At 72.0% G+C, this 19,277-nt stretch carries 15 protein-coding genes and 1 pseudogene; 6 read left to right on the top strand and 10 right to left on the bottom strand.

Going from position 1 to position 19,277, the window contains the following annotated elements; genetic code table 11:
* Window positions 1–5: 5 nt before the first annotated feature.
* Together ACFRIC_RS13660 and ACFRIC_RS13655 are read right to left on the bottom strand one after the other, a co-directional pair.
* A complete protein-coding gene (locus tag ACFRIC_RS13660) occupies window positions 6–1,466 on the bottom strand; it encodes an aldehyde dehydrogenase family protein (protein WP_382784027.1) in 1,461 nt (486 codons plus the stop codon).
* A gap of 144 nt (window positions 1,467–1,610) precedes the next feature.
* The gene (locus ACFRIC_RS13655) at window positions 1,611–2,435 is read right to left on the bottom strand and encodes a helix-turn-helix domain-containing protein (protein WP_382784266.1); all 825 of its coding nucleotides are present in this window, start codon (window positions 2,433–2,435) and stop codon (window positions 1,611–1,613) included.
* A 338-nt stretch (window positions 2,436–2,773) separates the two neighbouring features.
* Here ACFRIC_RS13655 and ACFRIC_RS13650 point away from each other — a divergent pair, with 338 nt between their 5' ends.
* The gene (locus ACFRIC_RS13650; RefSeq protein WP_382784025.1) at window positions 2,774–3,295 is read left to right on the top strand and encodes an ATP-binding protein; all 522 of its coding nucleotides are present in this window, start codon (window positions 2,774–2,776) and stop codon (window positions 3,293–3,295) included.
* A 138-nt stretch (window positions 3,296–3,433) separates the two neighbouring features.
* Here ACFRIC_RS13650 and ACFRIC_RS13645 read toward each other — a convergent pair whose 3' ends face one another.
* From ACFRIC_RS13645 to ACFRIC_RS13630, 4 genes and pseudogenes are all read right to left on the bottom strand, one after another.
* Window positions 3,434–3,718, bottom strand: coding sequence for a DUF397 domain-containing protein (locus ACFRIC_RS13645; protein WP_037625978.1), 285 nt, complete (start codon window positions 3,716–3,718; stop codon window positions 3,434–3,436).
* A 205-nt stretch (window positions 3,719–3,923) separates the two neighbouring features.
* Window positions 3,924–4,499: an SRPBCC domain-containing protein gene (locus ACFRIC_RS13640; RefSeq protein WP_382784021.1), complete on the bottom strand. Its 576-nt coding sequence runs from the start codon at window positions 4,497–4,499 to the stop codon at window positions 3,924–3,926.
* Window positions 4,496–4,819: pseudogene (locus ACFRIC_RS13635) on the bottom strand (ArsR/SmtB family transcription factor); the annotation flags it as partial. The gene ACFRIC_RS13640 and the pseudogene ACFRIC_RS13635, both read right to left, overlap by 4 nt.
* Window positions 4,820–5,141: 322 nt before the next feature.
* Window positions 5,142–5,528 carry a VOC family protein gene (locus tag ACFRIC_RS13630; RefSeq protein WP_382784018.1) on the bottom strand — a complete coding sequence of 129 codons (387 nt, stop codon included), beginning with the start codon at window positions 5,526–5,528 and terminating at the stop codon, window positions 5,142–5,144.
* A gap of 146 nt (window positions 5,529–5,674) precedes the next feature.
* On the opposite strand from ACFRIC_RS13630, the gene ACFRIC_RS13625 reads away from it, so the two are divergent.
* Together ACFRIC_RS13625 and ACFRIC_RS13620 are read left to right on the top strand one after the other, a co-directional pair.
* Window positions 5,675–6,181, top strand: coding sequence for a hypothetical protein (locus ACFRIC_RS13625; RefSeq protein ID WP_382784015.1), 507 nt, complete (start codon window positions 5,675–5,677; stop codon window positions 6,179–6,181).
* Window positions 6,182–6,398: 217 nt separating this feature from the next.
* Window positions 6,399–6,956 (top strand): DUF4232 domain-containing protein, encoded by a 558-nt coding sequence (locus ACFRIC_RS13620; RefSeq protein ID WP_382784012.1) that lies wholly within the window; start codon window positions 6,399–6,401, stop codon window positions 6,954–6,956.
* Window positions 6,957–7,109: 153 nt separating this feature from the next.
* Here ACFRIC_RS13620 and ACFRIC_RS13615 read toward each other — a convergent pair whose 3' ends face one another.
* Window positions 7,110–8,243 carry a DUF2786 domain-containing protein gene (locus ACFRIC_RS13615; protein WP_382784009.1) on the bottom strand — a complete coding sequence of 378 codons (1,134 nt, stop codon included), beginning with the start codon at window positions 8,241–8,243 and terminating at the stop codon, window positions 7,110–7,112.
* A gap of 188 nt (window positions 8,244–8,431) precedes the next feature.
* Here ACFRIC_RS13615 and ACFRIC_RS13610 point away from each other — a divergent pair, with 188 nt between their 5' ends.
* Together ACFRIC_RS13610 and ACFRIC_RS13605 are read left to right on the top strand one after the other, a co-directional pair.
* Complete coding sequence (locus tag ACFRIC_RS13610; protein WP_382784006.1) at window positions 8,432–9,199, top strand: Clp protease N-terminal domain-containing protein; 768 nt, start codon at window positions 8,432–8,434, stop codon at window positions 9,197–9,199.
* A gap of 195 nt (window positions 9,200–9,394) precedes the next feature.
* On the top strand, window positions 9,395–11,086 hold the full coding sequence (locus ACFRIC_RS13605) for a bifunctional 3'-5' exonuclease/DNA polymerase (RefSeq protein WP_382784003.1): 1,692 nt from the start codon (window positions 9,395–9,397) through the stop codon (window positions 11,084–11,086).
* Window positions 11,087–11,147: 61 nt separating this feature from the next.
* On the opposite strand, the gene ACFRIC_RS13600 is transcribed toward ACFRIC_RS13605, so the two are convergent.
* The 3 genes from ACFRIC_RS13600 to ACFRIC_RS13590 all read right to left on the bottom strand — a co-directional run bounded on the left by ACFRIC_RS13600 (window position 11,148) and on the right by ACFRIC_RS13590 (window position 17,232).
* Complete coding sequence (locus ACFRIC_RS13600; RefSeq protein WP_382784001.1) at window positions 11,148–15,149, bottom strand: BTAD domain-containing putative transcriptional regulator; 4,002 nt, start codon at window positions 15,147–15,149, stop codon at window positions 11,148–11,150.
* A gap of 629 nt (window positions 15,150–15,778) precedes the next feature.
* Entirely contained in the window at window positions 15,779–16,693 is a 915-nt protein-coding gene (locus ACFRIC_RS13595; RefSeq protein WP_382783998.1) for a glycosyltransferase family 2 protein, read from the bottom strand.
* Between the two features lie 113 nt (window positions 16,694–16,806).
* Complete coding sequence (locus ACFRIC_RS13590; protein WP_382783996.1) at window positions 16,807–17,232, bottom strand: DUF3052 domain-containing protein; 426 nt, start codon at window positions 17,230–17,232, stop codon at window positions 16,807–16,809.
* A 334-nt stretch (window positions 17,233–17,566) separates the two neighbouring features.
* Here ACFRIC_RS13590 and ACFRIC_RS13585 point away from each other — a divergent pair, with 334 nt between their 5' ends.
* Complete coding sequence (locus ACFRIC_RS13585) at window positions 17,567–19,132, top strand: APC family permease (RefSeq protein WP_382783994.1); 1,566 nt, start codon at window positions 17,567–17,569, stop codon at window positions 19,130–19,132.
* Window positions 19,133–19,277: the final 145 nt, after the last annotated feature.

Genomic DNA, 19,277 nt, shown 5'->3' with positions numbered 1-19,277 from the left:
GCGGCTCAGAAGGGGAAGCGGCTCCGCCCGTGCTGCACCGAGATCCACTTCGTCGTGGTGAAGGAGTCGACCGTCGTCTCGCCGTTCAGGCGGCCGATGCCGGAGTGCTTCTCGCCGCCGAAGGGGACGAGGGGTTCGTCGTGGACGGTGCCGTCGTTGACGTGGAACATGCCGGTGTCGATCTGCTTGGCGAAGTTCACGCCGCGCTCGATGTCAGCCGTGTGGACGGCGCCCGAGAGGCCGTACGGGGTGTCGTTGACGATCCGCACCGCGTCCTCCTCCCCGTCGAACGGGACGAGGAAGACGACCGGGCCGAAGACCTCCTGGCGCAGCAGGTCCGAGCCGGCGGGGACACCGGTCAGGACGGAGGGCTCGACCAGGTTGTCCGTGGTGGTGCCGTGCACCAGGGCGGTGGCGCCCTCGGCGATCGCCTGCTCGACGACGTTCGCCAGCGCGTCGGCCTGGGAGGAGTTGATGACCGGGCCGATGACCGTCTGCGGGTCCCTCGGGTCACCGGCCTTCAGCGTCCTGACCTTGGCGACGAACTTCTCGGTGAACTCGGCCTCGATCGAGCGGTCCACGAGCACGCGGTTGGCGGCCATGCAGACCTGACCCTGGTGGACGTAACGGCTGAAGACCGCCGCGTCGACCGCGTAGTCGATGTCCGCGTCCTCCAGGACCACCAGGGCGCTGTTGCCGCCCAGTTCGAGCACCGAGCGCTTGAAGTTCGCGGCGCAGACCGTGGCGACGTGCCGGCCGACCTTGTCGGAGCCGGTGAAGGAGATGACCTTCGGGACCGGGTGCTCGATGAAGGCGTCGCCGATCTCGGCGATGTCGGTGATGACGACGTTGAGGAGGCCGCCGGGCAGGCCCGCGTCCTCGAAGATCTTCGCGACCAGCGAGCCGCCGACGATCGGGGTGTTCTGGTGCGGCTTCAGGACCACGCCGTTGCCGAGCGCGAGCGCGGGGGCGACGGACTTCACCGACAGCAGGAAGGGGAAGTTGAAGGGGCTGATGACGCCGACGACACCGACGGGGACGCGGTAGAGGCGGTTCTCCTTGCCGTCGACCGGCGAGGGGATGATCTTCCCCTCGGGGCGCAGCGCGAGCTGGACCGACTCCCGCAGGAACTCCCGCACGAGGTGCAGCTCGAAGGCCGCCTTGAGGCGGGTGCCGCCGAGCTCGGCGATGATCACATCGGTGATCTCCGCCTCGCGCTCGTCGATGATCGCGAGCGCCTTCTCGAAGACCGCGCGGCGCGCGTACGCGTTGGTCGCGCCCCACTTCTTCTGGGCGCGCTCGGCCGCGCGATAGGCGTCGTCGACCTCTTCGACCGTGGCTATCGTGATCGACGCCAGCTTCTCGCCGTCGTACGGGTTGAAATCGATGATGTCCCAGGAGCCTGTGCCCGGGCGCCACTCGCCGTCGATGTACTGCTGGGCCAGGTCGGTGAAGTAGGACGACATGTGCTCCCTCAATCCCTGTGCTGCCGAGACAGTCCTTGGCCCGGGTCAGCAGACATCCGATCACGGTCTGATCACATGTCATCGTACTTGTGTTTCAAGGGAGTTGAAGGAGACCAGAGAAGTCCGCGGCTGCTCCTGGGAAGGTCAGGAGAGCTGGAGCAGCCCGCGCAGCAGATCACGGCTCTCGGCCGGCCCGGGGCTGTCCTGCTGGAGCTGCTTGAGCGCGCCCTCGTACTGGTTGACGTCCTCGCGCTTGTCCAGATAGAGCGCGCTGGTGAGCTGCTCCAGATAGACGACGTCCGACAGATCGGACTCGGGGAAGCTCAGGATGGTGAACGCGCCGCTCTCGCCCGAGTGGCCGCCGAAGCTGAACGGCATGACCTGGAGCCGCACGTTGGGCCGCTCGGAGACGTCGATCAGGTGCTGGAGCTGTCCGCGCATCACCTCGCGGTCGCCGTAAGGGCGGCGCAGCGCGGCCTCGTCGAGGACGATGTGGAACTCGGGGGCGTTCTCGGAGACGAGGTACTTCTGGCGCTCCAGGCGCAGGGCCACACGCCGGTCGACGTCGGCGGCGGAGGCGCCCTTCATCCCGCGCCGGACGACGGCGTGCGCGTACGCCTCGGTCTGGAGCAGGCCGTGCACGAACTGCACCTCGTACACCCGGATCAGGTGGGCCGCGCCTTCCAGACCGACATAGGTGGGGAACCAGCTCGGCAGGACGTCGGAGTAACTGTGCCACCAGCCCGCGACGTTGGCCTCCTTGGCGAGCGAGACCAGGGAGGTGCGCTCGGCCTCGTCCGTGATGCCGTAGAGCGTCAGCAGATCCTCGACGTCGCGGGTCTTGAAGCTCACCCTTCCCAACTCCATACGGCTGATCTTCGATTCGGAGGCGCGGATCGAGTAGCCGGCCGCTTCACGGGTGATGCCACGCGCCTCACGCAGGCGCCGCAGATGTGACCCCAGCAGCATGCGCCGCACCACCGAGCCGCTCGACTCACCAGCGCTCACGTTCGTCAGCCTCCCCAACCGTCTTCCAGACGCCGCAGTCTGCCACTAAAACACTTCAAGCAGTACTCGTTCAGTTACGGAAACGGAAAGCAGCCAAAGCAGAAGCACAGAAAAGGATCAGTGAAGCGTCGACTGCTGAGAATAAGGTGAAGGAAGAAATGACCAAGAAGTAGCAGAGGAAGGCCCAATTCGGGCGCGTGCACGTGCATCTGCCCTTGCATCTGCTGTACGCATTCGGAACCATGGTCCCCGCGCCACCGCTGCATCGCAACGACCGCGAACACCCGGGAGTGCCTCGCATGGGGACGAATGGATCGACCATGCTCGAACCCTTACGGCAGGGACTTCCGCCTCTCGATCCCGCGGCCGTGTCCAGCGCCGCCTCGTGCGCCTTGCCCGCCCGCTACGAAGCGGTGCGCGAGGCCCGGCAGTTCACCCGCGGCACGTTGGACCAGTGGGAGATCGGCGACCGTTTCGACGATGTCTGCCTGGTGGTCTCCGAGCTCGTCACCAACGCCCTGCGGCACGCGCTGCCCGCGGACACGCCCCGCAAGGACGACCAAGGGCCGCCCGTACGGCTGCACTTGATGAGGTGGACCTCACGACTGGTGTGCGCGGTGCGCGACCCCAGCCACGAGAGCCCGGTCGCCGGCGACTCGGACGACTTCGCGGCGGAGTCGGGGCGCGGCCTCTTCCTGGTCGACTCGTTCTCCGACAGCTGGGGCTGGCACCCGCTCGCCGGAACGCTCAGCGGCAAGGTCGTCTGGGCGCTGTTCCGGCTGGGAGCACAGCCGGACACGGCCGCGCTCTCCCCCGAATAGCAACCGCGGCGCCTTTTGGCGCCGCGGTTCTACGCGCGTTACTGAACGCAGAGTGAGGTTCACCCTCGGTTTACGCCGCCCGTACCCTCGCCGGCTCTCGGCGACCCATCGGTTCGGGACGGTTCGGGATCACGGCTGTCAGCCCGCGATCAGGTGGTCGAACTCGCCGTCCTTGATGCCCAGGAGCATGGCTTCGATCTCGGCGCGCGTGTAGACGAGCGCGGGCCCCTCGGGGAACCGCGAGTTCCGCACGGCCACGTCACCGCCGGGCAGCCGCGCGAACTCCACGCAGGAACCCTGTGAGTTGCTGTGCCGGCTCTTCTGCCAGGCGACGCCGTCGAGCTCGGTCGCGGCCATGCCGTTGTACACGAATTCAGCCATACCGTCGTACACGTCATCCACGTCGAACACGTCGTGGTCCACAGGTCGCTCCCCGGTCGTGCAGTGGCTGAGGTGGCCATAGATGCAGTAGTCAACTGACTCGGATCATAGCTCTGTTCATGTGCAGATGCATGGGCAGATGCACGTGCACGCGGGGTGGTCCTGCGGTTACAGCTTTTACCGGCCCTTGACTACCGGTTGTCGTACGCCTGACTACGGTCCGCACCTCACCGGAGTGGGTGCGGGCCTACATCCGGTCCAGCGCATTCCCCAGAGATCGCATCACATGCGACCTCCAGCCCCCGTCCATGATCTTCCGCGCCATCATCTGGGCGGGATCGTCCGGATCGAATCCCGCGTGTACTAGGAAGAGACGCGTACCGCGCCCTTCCTGTTCCAGTGTCCAGGTAATGGTCCAGTCCGCTGGCCGCCGGGCGTGCGCGTCGGCCCAGCCGACGCTCAGCATCCGCTCCGGCTCGAAGGCGAGAACGCGCACGTCGACGGTGCCGGAGAAGTTCGCGTTGGGACGCGGGACGGCGGTCAGCGTGTACCGGTGGCCGACCTCGAGCCGGAAGTTCTCGGAACCCGGCATCTGCCACTGCGCGAGCAGCCCGGGCTCGGTGAGGGCCCGCCAGACCTTGGCCGGCGGATGCGGCAGGAACTGGGCGACGCGGATGGTCGTGAGGTCGTCATCACCGAGGGCGGGATCGGCGCCGGTGCCCTGCGGGTCGGGGTTCGTGCCCTGCGGGTCGGGGTTCGCGCCCTGCGGGTCGGGGTTCGCGCCCTGCGGGTCGGGGTTCGTGTCGTGCGGGTCGGAGGTCATGTCTCGGCATCGTCGGGCATGCGGTCCAGGAGGGCTCCGAGGCCCTTCAGCCTGTCGCGCCAGAACCGCTCGTACGGATGGAGCCAGTCCTGGACGTCGGCGAGCGGGGCCGCCTCCAGGCGGTAGATGCGCTGCCGGCCGGCGCGTTCCTCGGACACGAGTCCGGCCTCCCGGAGCACCTTGAGGTGTTCCGAGAGGCTGGGGCGCCGCATGGCGAAGTGATCAGCCAGGGCCTGGACGGGCTGGGGGCCCCGCTCACGCAGCAGCCGGAGCACCTCACGACGGGTGGAGTTGGCGAGCGCCGCGAAGAGCTGGTCCTCACGTGCGGCGGGCGAGTCGGCGCCGGCGCGATCACCGGCTTCGACCGGAGCATCGACTCCGGCGGGTCGGCCGGTCCCGACAGACGAGTCGGCTCCGGCGGGTCGACCGGCCCCGACAGGCGAGTCGGCTCCGGTGGGTCGGCCGGTCCCGGCAGGCGAGTCGGCTCCGACGGAGACACCGGCCGCGGCGGACGAGTCGGTGCCGGTGGTCGGATCGGCTCCGGCGGGGGCACCAGGGGACTCCCCCGGTTCGGCACGCACTCCGGCCGTGGCCCCCGGTCCGACCCCGATCCCCGTCATGGCGCGTTCAGCGTCCTTCCCTCTACTCCGAGGCCGACTCCAGGGCCTTCTCCGTGATCAGCATCAGACCGTTGCCGTCGGGGTCCCGGAACGAGGCCATACGGCCCCAGGGAAGGTCGTCGGGACCCTCCACCGTGACACCGGCGGCGGCGAGCCGCGCGCTGTCGGCGTCGACATCGGTCGTCCCCAACATGATCCCCCGGGCCTCGCCGGGCGTGAAACCCCCCATCCCGGGACCCGAGAGCGTGAAGACGGTCTGCGCTCCCTTCGGCGCGACCTGGAGCCACCGGCCGGGCGGCATGTCCAGGTCGGCGGTGACCTCGAGTCCGAGAACGTCCCGATAGAAGCGAAGGGCCCGGTCCTGGTCGGCGACGGGAAGCGTGACGAAGGAGGCGTGAGTGATGTTCATGGCCACAGAATAGGTAGGAGATTCCCTACGAGTCAATCGTAGGGAATCTCCTACCTATCGCGTCCCCGGAGGGGCCCTCCGGACCTCCTGATAGCTTGCTGCGATCGTCCGGGCGACCCGCATCCATCCCACCCTTGGGGGCTTCAGTGACTACGGCGACCTTCCCGTCCCGCCACGCGCGTCTCGCGGCAGCGGCCGCGGGGCTGGCGGCGGCGGCCGTGCTGACCGGTTGCAGCAGCGGGGGCGACGACTCCGGGGACCCGTCGGCGACCCCGAGCGCGTCCGCGACGGACGGCGCCGGTACGGGCGGCGGCTCCGGGAGCACCTCCACGGCGGGCGGCAAGCTCCAGGGGAGCTGGCTCACGACCGCGGACGGCAAGGCCGTCGTTCTCATGATCAACGGCAAGCAGGCCGGCCTCTTCGCGACGGGCGGCACGGTGTGCAGCGGCACCTCGTCCGACGAGGCGAGCATGCAGATGATCCGCCTGGCCTGCACGGACGGCAGCAAGAAGCGCGCCGTCGGCATGGTCGACTCCGTCACCGGTACGACCCTGACGGTCACCTGGGAGGGCGCCGTCGGCAAGGAGACGTACACCAAGAGCCAGGGCGGAAAGCTGCCGACGGGCCTGCCGACGGCGAGCCTGGGCTCCTGATCCCCGGGCGGTCGACGGCATCGCCGTGAGCCCTAGGGGATCGCGGCGGCCGCCCTCGGCGACACAGGAACGTCAGCGGACCCGACATGGCGGGAACGTCCGCGGACAATATCGGGCGATACCGTTCCCTTGCGGGTGAACAGTGAGGGGTGCGCAACCTCGGTGGACCCGGGTGCGTGATGATCCATGCACATCGTCACGACTTCCAGGGGAACCCATGCGCGCTCTGCCCATCGCCGTCACCGTCCTCGCGGCGGCCCTCGCCCTGACCTCATGCGACGGCGGCGGCTCCGGCAGCACCGGCAGTTCCGAGAAGTCCGGTGCCACGGCCGGCTCGGCGAAGCAGTCGACCGCCGCGGCCTGTGCCATCGGTGACACCGCGATCCAGGTCGGCCCCGCGAACGCCGCCACGGCCGCCGGGGACACGGGCAACATCCCCGTCACCCTCACCAACAAGGGCAGCCGGTGCAACCTGAAGGGCTTCCCCGGACTGGGCGTGGAAGCGGGCGGGACCTCCGCGGACATCGCGGCGGACAAGTCCGCGGCGCCGGAGGCGCTGACCCTCGCCAAGGGCGACACCGCGACCTTCACGATCACCTACGTACGGGGCGCGGAGGGCGACGCCAAGACCCTCGCCGCGAAGACGCTGAAGATCAGCCTGCCCGGCGCCGACACCACGCAGAGCTTCCCGTGGTCGTACGGACCGCTCGCCGGGAAGGGATCGGCGAGCGAGCCGAACGCCTCCGTGACACCGTTCCAGCACGCGGGCGACTGACGCACGCACCGTAGGGCTGCTGCATTCCTAAGCAAGGACGCACCGCTGGACTGCTTCGCGGGGCGCGGGCGAGCCTGTCAGCGGGCTCGGCCCACCGCGTGAGCGCACGGCCTCCGTCGGCGGCCCCGGCCCGGCCCCAAGGGAACGGGCGCCCTAAGGGAGCGGGCGCCGGCCCCTGACCTGGGCGCGGTCCGCCGCAGCGGCGCCCTCGTGCCAGCCGGCCTCGTCGGTGATCCCGCGCATCCTGGTCGTCACCGTCTCCGGGAACATGTGGTCCAGGTGGTCGGTGACGGCCACGTCACGGGCCGCCAGGACCGGCAGCAGCTCCCCCTCCGTCCCCGTGGCGTTCACCTGCTCCTCGGCGACCGACGCGAGCCGGTCGCCGATCCGGTGCGCGTACGCGGCCAGGAACGACTGCCGGAACGTCTTCGTGCGCTTGCGACCGCCCGCCCGCTGCGCCGCCTCCGCCTTCGTCATCGCCGCCGTGGCCTGCACGAGGAGCGAGGTGTAGAGGAGCTCGACCGCTTCCAGGTCGGGTTCGAAGCCGACGACGGTCGAGAAGCACAGGGCGTCGTTCCACACAGCCCGACAGCGGTTCGCCCCCGCGACCGCGTCCAGGAGCACCGCCTTGGCCGTCTCGTACGGGGGCTCGACGCCGACACGGCAGGCGCCCGGCGTGTCCTTCGCGTGGGTCCGGGCCGCCAGGAGCGCCTCGTCGATGGTGTGCCGCGCCATCAGCTCCTGCGCCTTCGCGCTCAGCGCCTCGGCCTCCTCCGGGAACCCGGTCGCCTCCGCCTTCGCCAGCAGGGCGCGGATGCGGGTGAGCATGCGCGTCTCCTGCGGGGCGGCGGCCGTCCCCGGCGCCCGGGGCGGGTCCAGGGGCTCGATGGGGGGCAGGCGCAGGAGCAGGCGGTAGAGCTCCAGGATCGCGGTGGCACGTGAGAAACGGTCGGTCCGGAGGTCGTGGGGTTCGGCCCCCAGCTCGTCGAGCTGGGCCGCCCAGCGTGCGCCCCGGGGCTCGCGGTCGCCCTCCCGCTGCCCGAGGATCGAGGAGATCACCAGGCGTACGTGTACGTCGTCCAGGTCGCGCCGCACGATCCGTACGACGTCGGCGGGCTGCCAGCCGCGCCGCCAGGCCGCCGCCACGAACTCCTCGCCGCGCCGGGCGAGTTCAGCGTCGGAGGCGGGGTCGGCCGCGAGCGCGGAGGCTCCCGTGTCGAGGGCCGTGTCGGTGTCGGCGTAGAGGGCGGCCGCGAAGGCGCGCTCCACGGTGCTGGACGTACTCATCCCACGATCGTGTCACGGGCGGACCGGGGGCCGGTGTCCGCCTCGGCGCCGCGGCCGCGGACTCGTCCACACCCTGTGGACAGAGCGTCGGCCGTCGGCGTCGGGACGCCGGAAGCAGTACGGGCGCCACATCCGGCGACTGTCAACTTCGGGTTGACACCCCCAGACTGTCAACCTACCGTTGACACATGACGACGAATTCTCCCGGCAAGGCATCCGTGCGTCTCGACGACCTGATCGAGGCCATCAAGAAGGTGCACAGCGACGCACTCGACCAGCTCCAGGACGCGGTGATCGCGGCGGATCACCTGGGCGAGGTGGCCGACCATCTCATCGGGCACTTCGTGGACCAGGCACGACGTTCCGGGGCCTCCTGGACGGACATCGGCCGGAGCATGGGCGTCACCCGTCAGGCCGCGCAGAAGCGGTTCGTGCCCAAGGCGGAGGCGGACCTCGACCCCAGCCAGGGTTTCGGCCGCTACACCGAACGGGCCAGGAAGGCCGTCATGGTCGCGCACGAGCGGTGCAAGGCCCTGGGCGGGACCGAGGGGCTGCCCGAGCACCTCGTCCTCGGCCTGCTCAGCGAACCCGACGCGCTCGGCGCCCGGGCCATCACCGCGCAGGGGGTCTCCCTGGACGCCGTCCACGAGGCGGCCCTGGCCGCGCTGCCGCCGGCGGCCGACGAGGTCCCCGAACTGGTCCCGTACGGACCGGCCGCCAAGAAGGTCCTGGAGCTCACGTTCCGCGAGGCCCTCCGCCTCGGCCACAACTACGTCGGCACCGAACACATCCTGCTCGCCCTGCTGGAGTTCGAGAACGGCGAGGGCGTGCTCAGCGGCGCGGGCGTCGACAAGACGGCGACCGAGGCGCACATCGGACGCATGATCACCGAGCTGGTGAAGGAGAAGACGGAGGCGGAGGCGAGGTCGGCGGCAGAGGCGGAGGGCGCATCCTAGGGGCAGCCGTCTCGTATGGGCATCCCCTTCGGAGCGCCGCCCGGCGGGGATGCCCGAAGAGCATCGCCGCCCGGCGGGGATGCCCGAAGGGCAGCCTCGGCAACGCCGGCGGACGGCCGGTCGCTACAGCCTGGTCGGAGTCGATACAGCCTGGTCGGAGGGGCGTTGTCAGACCCTCCTGCGAGACTCGGAGGCATGACCGAGCGCTGGGCTCTCGCGCCGGCCGAGGACGGTGGCGTGGAGCTCGCCGCCCTCGGCCCGGACGGGCTGCCCGCGGGAGAGGTCCGCCGGGAGGCGGACCTCGCGGAGGCCGTACGGACCCGGCCGGACGTGAGCCGGTGGGTGTGGCGGTCGACGGCCGATGTCTATCCGCGTCTGCTCGCCACGGGGGTGCGAGTGGAGCGGTGCTACGACATGGAGGCCGCCGAGACCCTGCTGCTCGGACACGAGGGGCGGCTCGGCGAGCCCCGGTCGGCGGCCGCCGCGCTGGCGAGACTGCGCGGCGGCCCCGTGCCGCCCGACCCGCCGCAGCGCTCCGCCGAACCCGGTTCGCAGTCCTCCCTTTTCGAACCCCGCCCGGTGCACGTGCCGCTGACCGACCTCCTCGCGGTCTACGCCGACCAGCAGCGCCGGCACGACGCGGCCGCGCACCCGGACCGGATGCGGCTGCTGACGGCCGCCGAGTCCGCGGGGATGCTGGTCGCCGCCGAGATGAACCGGGCCGGGCTGCCGTGGAGCGCGGACGTCCACCGGGACGTGCTGCACGAACTGCTCGGCGAGCGGTACACCGGCGGCGGTGAGCCCCGGCGCCTGGCCGAGCTCACCGACGAGGTGTCCGCCGCGTTCGGACGACGGGTCAGACCCGACCTGCCGGCCGATGTCGTCAAGGCGTTCGCGCAGGCAGGGATCAAGGTCAAGTCCACCCGGCGGTGGGAGATCGAGTCGATCGACCATCCGGCCGTGAAGCCGCTCCTCGAGTACAAGAAGCTGTATCGGATCTGGGTCGCCCACGGCTGGTCCTGGCTCCAGGACTGGGTGCGCGACGGACGGTTCCGGCCCGAGTACCTGCCGGGCGGGACGGTCACCGGACGCTGGGTGACCAACGGCGGCGGCGCGCTCCAGATCCCCAAGGTGATCCGGCGTGCCGTCGTCGCCGACCCCGGCTGGCGGCTGGTCGTCGCCGACGCCGACCAGATGGAGCCGCGCGTCCTCGCCGCCATCTCCCGCGATCCCGGCCTGATGGAGGTCGCGGGCCGGGAGAGCGACCTCTATCAGTCGGTGTCGGACCGGGCGTTCTCCGGCGACCGGGAGCAGGCCAAACTCGCCGTGCTCGGCGCCGTCTACGGCCAGACCTCCGGCGACGGCCTGAAGAACCTCGCCCTGCTCCGCCGCCGTTTCCCCAAGGCGGTCGCGTACGTGGACGACGCGGCCCGCGCGGGCGAGGAGGGGCGGCTGGTGCGGACCTGGCTGGGGCGGACCTGCCCTCCGGCCGCCGGGTCGGGCGACGGCGGCGGGGACGAGGCGGGCATCCCGCAGGACGAACCCGTGGAGTCCCCCGCAGAGGAGGGCTGGGTGCCGGGGTACGCGTCCTCCAACTCCCGCGCCCGCGGGCGGTTCGCCCGCAACTTCGTCGTGCAGGGCAGCGCGGCCGACTGGGCCCTGCTGATGCTGGCGGCCCTGCGCCGCACCTGCTCCGGGCTCGCCGCCGAACTGGTCTTCTTCCAGCACGACGAGGTGATGGTGCACTGCCCGGCCGAGGAGGCCGACACCGTGGTGGCCGCCATCCGTGAGGCGGCCGAACTGGCGGGCCGCCTCACGTTCGGGCAGACGCCGGTGCGCTTCCCGTTCACGACGGCGGTCGTACGGTGCTACGCGGACGCGAAGTGACGCGGCCCGCCCGTCGCCGGACGGTCCGGGGCGCCGATGCCTGCCGGGACACCGGCCGACCTCACGACCCGCCCGCCACCACCACGCCGCCCATCGCTCGGTCCACTCCGGCCCCACTTCCTGCTCCGGCGACTCCGCCTGCTCTGCCGGTTCCGGAAGCTCCGACAGATTCGGCCGCTCCGGCTGCCAGCAGGTTCCGCAGTTCGCCCGTCACCGGGCTGTCCGTCTCCGCCAGGGCCTCCAGAGCCGACGTCCACTCCGCGTAGGCCGCCTCGGCGTCGCCGCGTTCCCACAGCAGCAGTCCCGCCTGGTGACGGGCGAGGCCTCCGGTGTACCGGTCGGCGCGGCGGTCGGCGCGGCACCGCAGCAGGTCGCACTCGCGCGCGGCGCGTTCCCCGTGGCCGACACCGCGCAGGGCCCGCACCAGGCCGAGCCTGGTCTGTGACTCGCCGTGCCAGTCGCCGTGACCGCCGAGGATGCGCAGACTCTCCTCGAAGTGCGGTACGGCGGCGGCCGGTTCGCCGAGCGTGAGGTGGGCGTAGCCGATGTTGCAGTGCGCCGAGTGCCGGATGATCACGTCCTGCACGGCGTCGCCGATCGCGAGACTGCGCTTGTGGTGGTCGATGGCGGCCCGCGGGTCGGTGTGCTCGTACAGGTTGCCGAGGTGGCTGTAGGTGATGGCCTCCATGTGCGGGTCGCCCAGCTCCCGCGAGAACTGAAGACTCTGGAGCAGTGCCTCACCGGACTCGGCGTGACGGCCCAGGGATTCGAGGAGCATGCCCCGGTTGTTCAGGGCCCGCCGCTGGCAGGAACGCACGCCGAGGCGGCTCCAGATCGCGAGCGCCTCGTCGTTCAGGGTGAGGGCCTCGCCCACGCGGCCCGTCATGAAGTGCAGGCCACCGAGGTCGCCGAGCGCGTACGCCTCGGCGGCCTCGTCGCCGAGCAGGCGCGCCGCGTCCAGCGCGGCCCGCTGCAGGACCTCCAACTCGGCGACCCGGCCGCTGCGTTGCACGTACGGGTTGAGCAGGCGGGCCAGCAGGGGGAAGTACGGCGAGGCGTGCGCGTGCCGCTCGGCGAGCGCGACCACGTTCGCCAGTTCCGTGTCGCCCCAGGCGAAGGCCTCCCGCCCGGAACAGAACGGGGGTGTGGCCGCCACATCGGCCGCGTGCCCGGCCGGCTGCGAGGCGGTCGGCCTGCTCCGGTCCTCCCTGTCGAGGCCGGGTTCCAGAATCGCCTCCAGGGCGCGGGCGGCGACACCGGCGTACCAGCGCAGGGCACGCTCGGCGACGACAGTGTCGTGGCCGAGCGGTTCGGTCCCGGTCGTCGCGGGGTCCGCGCCGGTGGTGGCGTGGGTCTCGGCGCCGGCGTCGTCGGCCATGGGTGCCACGGCTGCGGCTGCGGCCGTCGCCGTCGCTGTCGCGAGGACGCACTCCGCCGCGCCCGCGATCTCCCGGGCGAAGTCCCGTACGAGATCGTGCGGCGCGTACCGCCCGTACGCGGTCTCCTCGAGGAGGGCCACGTCGACGAGGCGGTCGAGCGCGGCCTCGGCGCGGCGTTCGTCGGTTCCGGTGAGGCGGGCGACGAGGGCGGCTCCGTACGCGGGCAGGTCGAGCGCGCCGATACGGCACAGGGCGAGCGCCGCGTCCCGGTCGGCCTCGCGCTCGGAGGCCCGCAGCGCGTCGTGAGCGACGGCGAGCGAACGGCGCACGCTCAGGTCGTCGTACTCCAGATGGTGCAACCGGCCTTCCGTGGCGGCCAGTTGACCGGCGAGGACATCGGGGGTCAGCGCCCGGCGTGCGGCGAGACGGGCCGCCACGACCCGGAGGGCCAACGGCAGCCGGCCGGTGAGTTCGACGAGAGGGTGGCCTCCGTCGAGCCCGTCCTGGCGGCCGGAGACCGCGCGGAGCAGGGCCGCGCTGTCCTCGTCGGTCAGGGGCGCGAGCGGGAAACGGTCGGCGCCGTCCAGGGCGGTGAGCGGCGAGCGGCTCGTCACGATCACCGCGCAGCCGGTGCCGGCCGGCAGCAGCGGGCGCACCTGGGCGGCGTGCGCCGCGTCGTCCAGCACCATGAGGGTGCGGGTGGGCGCGAGCATCGACCGGAGCAACGCCGCCGCGGCGTCCGGGTGTTCGGGGATGCGGCGGGGTTCCGTGCCGAGGTCGCGCAGGAGCGCGGCCAGCGCCTGACCTGCGGTGAGCGGGGTCATGCCGGGGGTGGCGCCGTGCAGGTTGACGTACAACTGGCCGTCGGCGAATCGTTCCCGCAGTCCGTGCGCGACGTGCAGCGCGAGCGCGCTCTTGCCGACGCCCGCCATGCCGCTGATCACCGCGACGCGCGGGCGGCCCTGTGCGCCGGCGATCTCCGTGGCCCCGGGGTGTCCGGACGCACGGGCGGATGCACCGGCGAACGCGTCTGCGGATGCTCCGGCGCCGGGTGCGCCCCCGGGTGCGCCGGGGTGGCCGACCGGATGTGCCGGGTCCTCGGCCTCGGGGTGCGTGCGACGGGGGAAGTTCTCCGGGTCCAGGACCCGGAACAGGCGGTCGCGGACGTCTTCGCGTCCGGTGAAGTGGGCCGGGGGCGGCGGGAGTTGAGCGGGCCGGGGCGGCGCGGCCACGCCCCGCTCACCCCGGACGGAGCCACTCCCGGGCTCCGCACCGCCACCGTCTCCATCGGTGGCGGCAACCCGGCCGACGCCGGTGTCCCGGTCGAAGCTCCCGGCAGCGTCGGCGCCGGCGTCCCGCCCCGCGGCCCGGTCGCGGACCTCGGTCGCGGAGCGGTCGGCGTCACCGTCCCGGCCGCCGTCGCCGCCGCGGTCGGTGCTCCGGTTCCGGCCACTGTCGTCGCCCACACCGATGTTCCGGTCGGTGCTCCGATTCCGGCCACCGGCCTCGCCGACACGGCCGTTCCGGCCCCCGCTCCGATTCCGGCCACCGTCGTCGCCGACACCGCCGTTCCGGCCGGCACTTCCGTCGCCTCCGACGTTCCCGTCCCCTCCGACGTTCCCGTCGCGGCCGGCGCCCTCGCGGCGACCGTCGTTCGGCTCTCGGCCGGCGCTCCCGCCCTCGTGCCCGTCGTCAGCCCTGCCCCAGCCCTCGTCGCCGCCGTTCTCGGCCCGATTGCGGCCCCGGTCGGCCGTGCCGGCCGCCCGGCGGTCCCGGTCCCGGTCGTCGCCCCGTCGTCGGTCGCCGCCCCTTCTCCGGTCCGCTCCCACGCCCGGGATCCAGGCGTTGCCCTCCCCGCCGCTCCCGATCCCGTCCGGACCCCCGGCACCCTCCCGGGGCCCGTCCGGAACCCGGTCGTAGTCCCGCAGGATCTCCAGGTGGGCCCTGCGCACGGCCGGCCCGGGCTCGATGCCGAGCTCGTCGAGCAGGCGGGCCCGCAGGTCACGGTGGACGGCGAGGGCTTCGGCCTGGCGCCCGGTGCGGTGCAGCACCAGCATCAGCAGCCGGTGGAACGACTCGCGGAGCGGATGCTCGGCCGTGCGGGCGGCCAGCTCCGGGGCCAGCCGGTCGAGCCGGGACGCCGTCGGATCGAGGCACAGCTCCGCCTCGTACCCCCACTCCAGGACGAGCAGCCGGCCCTCCTCCAGCCGCTGCGCGAAGGCGCGTCCGCCGGTCTCGGGCGGCAGGCCGACCAGCGGGGTGCCACGCCACAGCGCGAGCGCGTCGGTGGCGTGCCGCAGCGCCCGCTCCCAGTCGCGCTCGGCGTGCGCGTCCCGCGCGGCGGTGGCGTTCCGCTCGAAGACGCGGGCGTCCAACTCGCCCTCGCCGACGCGCAGGACGTACCCGGGCGACACCGAGCGCAGCCGTTCCGGATCGTCGAGGAGGCGGCGCAGCCGGGTCACGTGGTTCTGGAGGGACGCCTGGGCGGAGGCGGGCGGCGCCCCGCCCCACAGCGCGTCCTTGAGCGCGCCCACGGAGACGACCCGGCCCGGTTCGAGGAGCAGCGCGGCCAGCAGGGCACGCATCTTCCGGCTGCCGATCGAGACGACCTCGCCATCGGCGTCGTACAGGACCGGCGGCCCCAGCAGCCCGAACCGCAGCCCGTTCCGCATCACGCCGCCCATTGCCTTTCCGCCCGGCCGCGCCGGCCGCGCACCACGGCGGTTTCGCGCCCTCCCAGGACGAGTTCGCGCCGGTCAAGTGATCGTCCCCGAGGGAACCGTTGGCCATATGTTAGCGATCCGTTGGCGCAGGCTGATGTGATCAAGCCATCGGATCTGGCCCGACGGTGCGCGCGTACTACGCGTAACTCGGGGGAGTGTCGCCGCCGCGGCCGGATCCGGGGACGTCAGAGGCCCCGGTCGTCGAGGTGATCGACCGGGGCCTCCGTCCGTACCCGTCCGGTGAACCGCCCGGACGACAGGCCGCGCCGATCCGGCCGACAAACCGTGCCTCCGGACGGCGGCCCGTGCCACTCCGGCGGACAAGCCGTGCCACCGGACGGCGGGCCGAACCACCCCGAACGCCACACCGCCCCACTCCGAACGCCACACCGCCCCACCCGGGACGGCGAGCGGTGCCACCCCGGCCGACGAGCGGCCCGGGACGGCGACGGCCGGCTCCTGTGACGAACCGGCCGTCGACCCCAAGCTCAGAGGCCCCTCTGGCTCAGATGACCCGCAGGCTCAGATGACCCGCAGACTCAGATGCCCCGCAGACTCAGATGCCCCGCAGACTCAGATGCCCGGCGGGCTCAGATGACCGGCGGGCGCCCCAGGCGGGTGAGGCGCCAGACCGTCCTCCATCGCATCGGGCGCCGCTCTCCGCCGGGCCGCCGCAGCCCCTCCGCGAAGCCGCCGAACCAGGCCCGCAGCCCGCCGACCGACCGGGTCCGCAGGAGCGTGAGCACGATCCAGATGCCCAGGTGCACGGGGATCAGCGCCAGGGGCAGCCGGCGGCGGGTCAGCCAGACCCGGTTGCGGGCGGTCACGCGGTAGTAGATGGCGTGCCGGGCGGGCGAGGTCTTGGGGTGCTGGAGCAGCAGTTCGGGCTCGTACAGCACGGTCCAGCCGGCGTCGATGGCCCGCCAGGCGAGGTCGGTCTCCTCGTGCGCGAAGAAGAACTCGGCCGGCCAGTCCCCGGTCTCGGCGAGCATCGGCATGGACAGCGCGTGGCCGCCGCCGAGGAAGCCGGTGACCGGTCCGCCGCGCATCGGGTCCTTGGCGCCGACCCTCGGCACGTGGCGGCGCTGCGTCTCCCCGTTCTCGTCGGCGATGCGGAAGCCGACGATGCCGAGCCGCGGCCGGGCGGCGTACAGGTCGCGCACCTTGCGCAGCACGTCGCCGTCGACGAGGAGCCCGTCGTCGTCGAGTTCGACGACCACGTCCACGTCCCCGAACTCACGCAGCCGGCTCAGTCCGACGTTCCGGCCGCCGGGGCAGCCGAGGTTGTCGTCCAGCTCGACGGTGGTCACCTCGCCCGGCAGGCCGAGGCGTTCGGCGAACTCGGGCAGCGGGCAGCCGTTGCCGACGATCACGATCCGGGTGGGGGCCACGTCCTGCTTGGCCACGGAGGTGAGCAGCGCGTCGACCTCGACGGGCCGGTTGCCCATGGTCACCACGGCAACGGCGATCCGTGGCCCCTCCTCCGCCTGCGACACGACACCCACCCCATCCCGGCCGACAACTGTGCCGCGATGCTAGTCGTTCACCGGGATGACCCCTCAAGTACGCCGTCAGGTCCGCCGTACGTACGTCCTGATCTACGCCCATAAGTACGTGATCAGGAGCGCCGGTTCTCCTTGCGGCGGACGAATTTCAGTCCCGACCAGTCCTCCCCCAGGGCCGCCACCTTCACGTCGACGAGTCCGAGCGGCAGGAAGAGGTCCCGCAGATCGTTCTCCGCGATGTCGCTGCGGTGTCCGGCAGCGCGGCGGGGCCAGGCGATCCACAGCATGGACTCGTCCGCGAGGTCGCCGGCCAGTCCGGCCGCCCGCGCCGCCAGTCCGGCGTGCTCCCGGAAGAAGGCGAGGGTGACGTCCGCCCCTTCCGGGCCGCTCTCCGCGACCTCGCAGTCCTCCGGCAGCCCGGGAATCTCCCAGCCGGGCGGAGCATGGACCAGCCGCACCCGGTGGCCCGCCTTGATGCCGATCTTCCGGGCGAGTGGCGTACCGGAGTACCCGCCGCCCGCCGCGCTGGATCCCGTCATCCCCGCAGGATGACACCGCCCGGCCCGGCCGGCCCGCGTTCCCGGGCCACCCGCGCACGCGGCGCCGCCGACCTCCGACGTACGCGAGGACGCACGGGAGCGCGAAGGGGGCGGCGCGGGGGCGGCGCAGGGGCGACGAACGGGGCGGCGCGGGGGTGACAGCCGTCCGGGGCACGCTCGACTACCGGTTGTCGGCGAGCGGGTTCATGCTGGTGAGAGCGGCCCGGTCCCCCGGACGTCCCCGGTGATTCCCGGGATGCCCAGGGCTCGCGGGCCGGGGACAGCGTGCGCCCGGTCCACCCCCGGCGGGCGCCACCAGGTTCCGGAGGGCGCCATGAGCTCACCATCCGTCCCGCCGCCGCCCGCGCCCCTGCCACCGCTGGGCCCGGGCTCCACGGACAAGGGCCTCAAGGGCGGCGCCCTGGGTCTGTTCTCCAGCACGGTGATCGGGCTGGCCTCCACGGCCCCCGCCTACAGCCTCGCGGCGACCCTCGGCGTGATCGTCGGGATCGTGGGCTTCCAGTCGCCGATCGTGGTCATCCTCGCGTTCGTGCCGATGTTCCTGATCGCCTACGGCTACAAGGAGCTGAACCGGGCCGACCCCGACTGCGGCACCACGTTCACCTGGGCGGCCCGCGCCTTCGGCCCCCGTACCGGCTGGCTGGGCGGCTGGGGCATCGTCGCGGCCGACATCATCGTGATGGCCAACCTGGCGCAGATCGCCGGCGCGTACGGCTTCCAGCTCATCGGCGCGGACGGGCTGGCGCAGGACACCTTCTGGGTCACCTTCGTCGGCGTCCTGTGGATCGCCCTGATGACCCTGATCTGCTACATCGGCATCGAACTCTCGGCCAACCTGCAGAAGGCGCTGCTCACGATCGAGATCGTGGTGCTGTTCCTGCTGTCGATCACCGCGCTGGTCAAGGTGTACGGCGGGACGGCGCCGAACGTCTCGTCGGAGATCTCGTGGTCGTGGTTCAACCCCTTCGAGATCAACTCGTTCGACGACCTGACCAAGAGCATCCTCGCCGGCGTGTTCATCTACTGGGGCTGGGACACCGCGGTGTCCGTGAACGAGGAGACCGTCGACCGCGACCGCACCCCCGGCCGCGCGGCCGTCATCTCGACCGTCATCCTGCTGCTCGTCTACGTCCTGGTCACCACGTCCGCGCAGGCCTTCGCCGGGGTCGGCGACAAGGGCATCGGGCTGGGCAACCCGGACAACTCCGGAGACGTCCTCTCCAGTCTCGGCGCCGAGGTCTTCGGCTCCGGGGGCTGGGGCACGGTCGCCACCAAACTCCTGATCGTCATGGTCCTCACCTCGGCGGCGGCCTCGACCCAGACGACCATCCTGCCGACCGCACGCACGACGCTGTCCATGGCCGCATTCAAGGCCATCCCGCAGCGCTTCTCCCGCATCCACCCCCGGTTCCTCACCCCGACCTGGTCCACCGTGGGCATGGGGATCGCCTCGATCGTCTTCTACGTGATGCTGACGCGGGTGAGCGAGAACGTCCTGGCCGACTCCATCGGCTCGGTCGGGCTGATGATCGCCTTCTACTACGGGCTCACGGGCTTCGCCTGCGTCTGGTACTACCGCAAGGTCCTCACGCGCAGCGCGCACGACCTGTGGACCCGCGGGATCATGCCGGGCCTCGGCGGTCTGATGCTGCTGTACTTCTTCATCAACGCCTGCATCGTGTACGCGGCCGCCGACTACGGCAGCACCTCGTGGACCCTGCCGTTCCCGCCGCACCGGCAGCTCGGCGGCGTGTTCGTCACCGGCGTCGGCGCGCTGCTCCTCGGAGCGATCCTGATGTTCGCGTACAGCGCGTTCCGCCCCGCCTACTTCCGCAAGGAGACGATCCCGGTCTCGTCCCACGACCGGGACTCCCACTGACCCACGCGCGACCGGGACGCCCGCTCACGTGCGCGACCGGAACGGCGTGTGACCGACGGCGACCGGAACGGCGACCGACCCGCGCGGGGGCGCGGGTCGGGAGAGCGGTGAGCCGCCCCGGTGGCGCGGGGGAAGTGACCACCGG

This window comes from Streptomyces sp. NPDC056738, assembly GCF_042790435.1.
Lineage (GTDB): Bacteria > Actinomycetota > Actinomycetes > Streptomycetales > Streptomycetaceae > Streptomyces.
This window is presented reverse-complemented; position numbering and strand designations above follow the sequence as displayed.

Coding starts and splice junctions, on each gene's coding strand:
- ACFRIC_RS13590 (WP_382783996.1), bottom strand. CDS start 17,232: ATGACGGGATCCAGCGCGGCGGGCGGCGGGTACTCCGGTACGCCACTC.
- ACFRIC_RS13640 (WP_382784021.1), bottom strand. CDS start 4,499: ATGACCTCCGACCCGCACGACACGAACCCCGACCCGCAGGGCGCGAAC.
- ACFRIC_RS13615 (WP_382784009.1), bottom strand. CDS start 8,243: ATGAGTACGTCCAGCACCGTGGAGCGCGCCTTCGCGGCCGCCCTCTAC.
- ACFRIC_RS13630 (WP_382784018.1), bottom strand. CDS start 5,528: ATGAACATCACTCACGCCTCCTTCGTCACGCTTCCCGTCGCCGACCAG.
- ACFRIC_RS13600 (WP_382784001.1), bottom strand. CDS start 15,149: ATGGGCGGCGTGATGCGGAACGGGCTGCGGTTCGGGCTGCTGGGGCCG.
- ACFRIC_RS13605 (WP_382784003.1), top strand. CDS start 9,395: ATGACCGAGCGCTGGGCTCTCGCGCCGGCCGAGGACGGTGGCGTGGAG.
- ACFRIC_RS13660 (WP_382784027.1), bottom strand. CDS start 1,466: ATGTCGTCCTACTTCACCGACCTGGCCCAGCAGTACATCGACGGCGAG.
- ACFRIC_RS13620 (WP_382784012.1), top strand. CDS start 6,399: ATGCGCGCTCTGCCCATCGCCGTCACCGTCCTCGCGGCGGCCCTCGCC.
- ACFRIC_RS13585 (WP_382783994.1), top strand. CDS start 17,567: ATGAGCTCACCATCCGTCCCGCCGCCGCCCGCGCCCCTGCCACCGCTG.
- ACFRIC_RS13650 (WP_382784025.1), top strand. CDS start 2,774: ATGGGGACGAATGGATCGACCATGCTCGAACCCTTACGGCAGGGACTT.
- ACFRIC_RS13610 (WP_382784006.1), top strand. CDS start 8,432: ATGACGACGAATTCTCCCGGCAAGGCATCCGTGCGTCTCGACGACCTG.
- ACFRIC_RS13655 (WP_382784266.1), bottom strand. CDS start 2,435: ATGCTGCTGGGGTCACATCTGCGGCGCCTGCGTGAGGCGCGTGGCATC.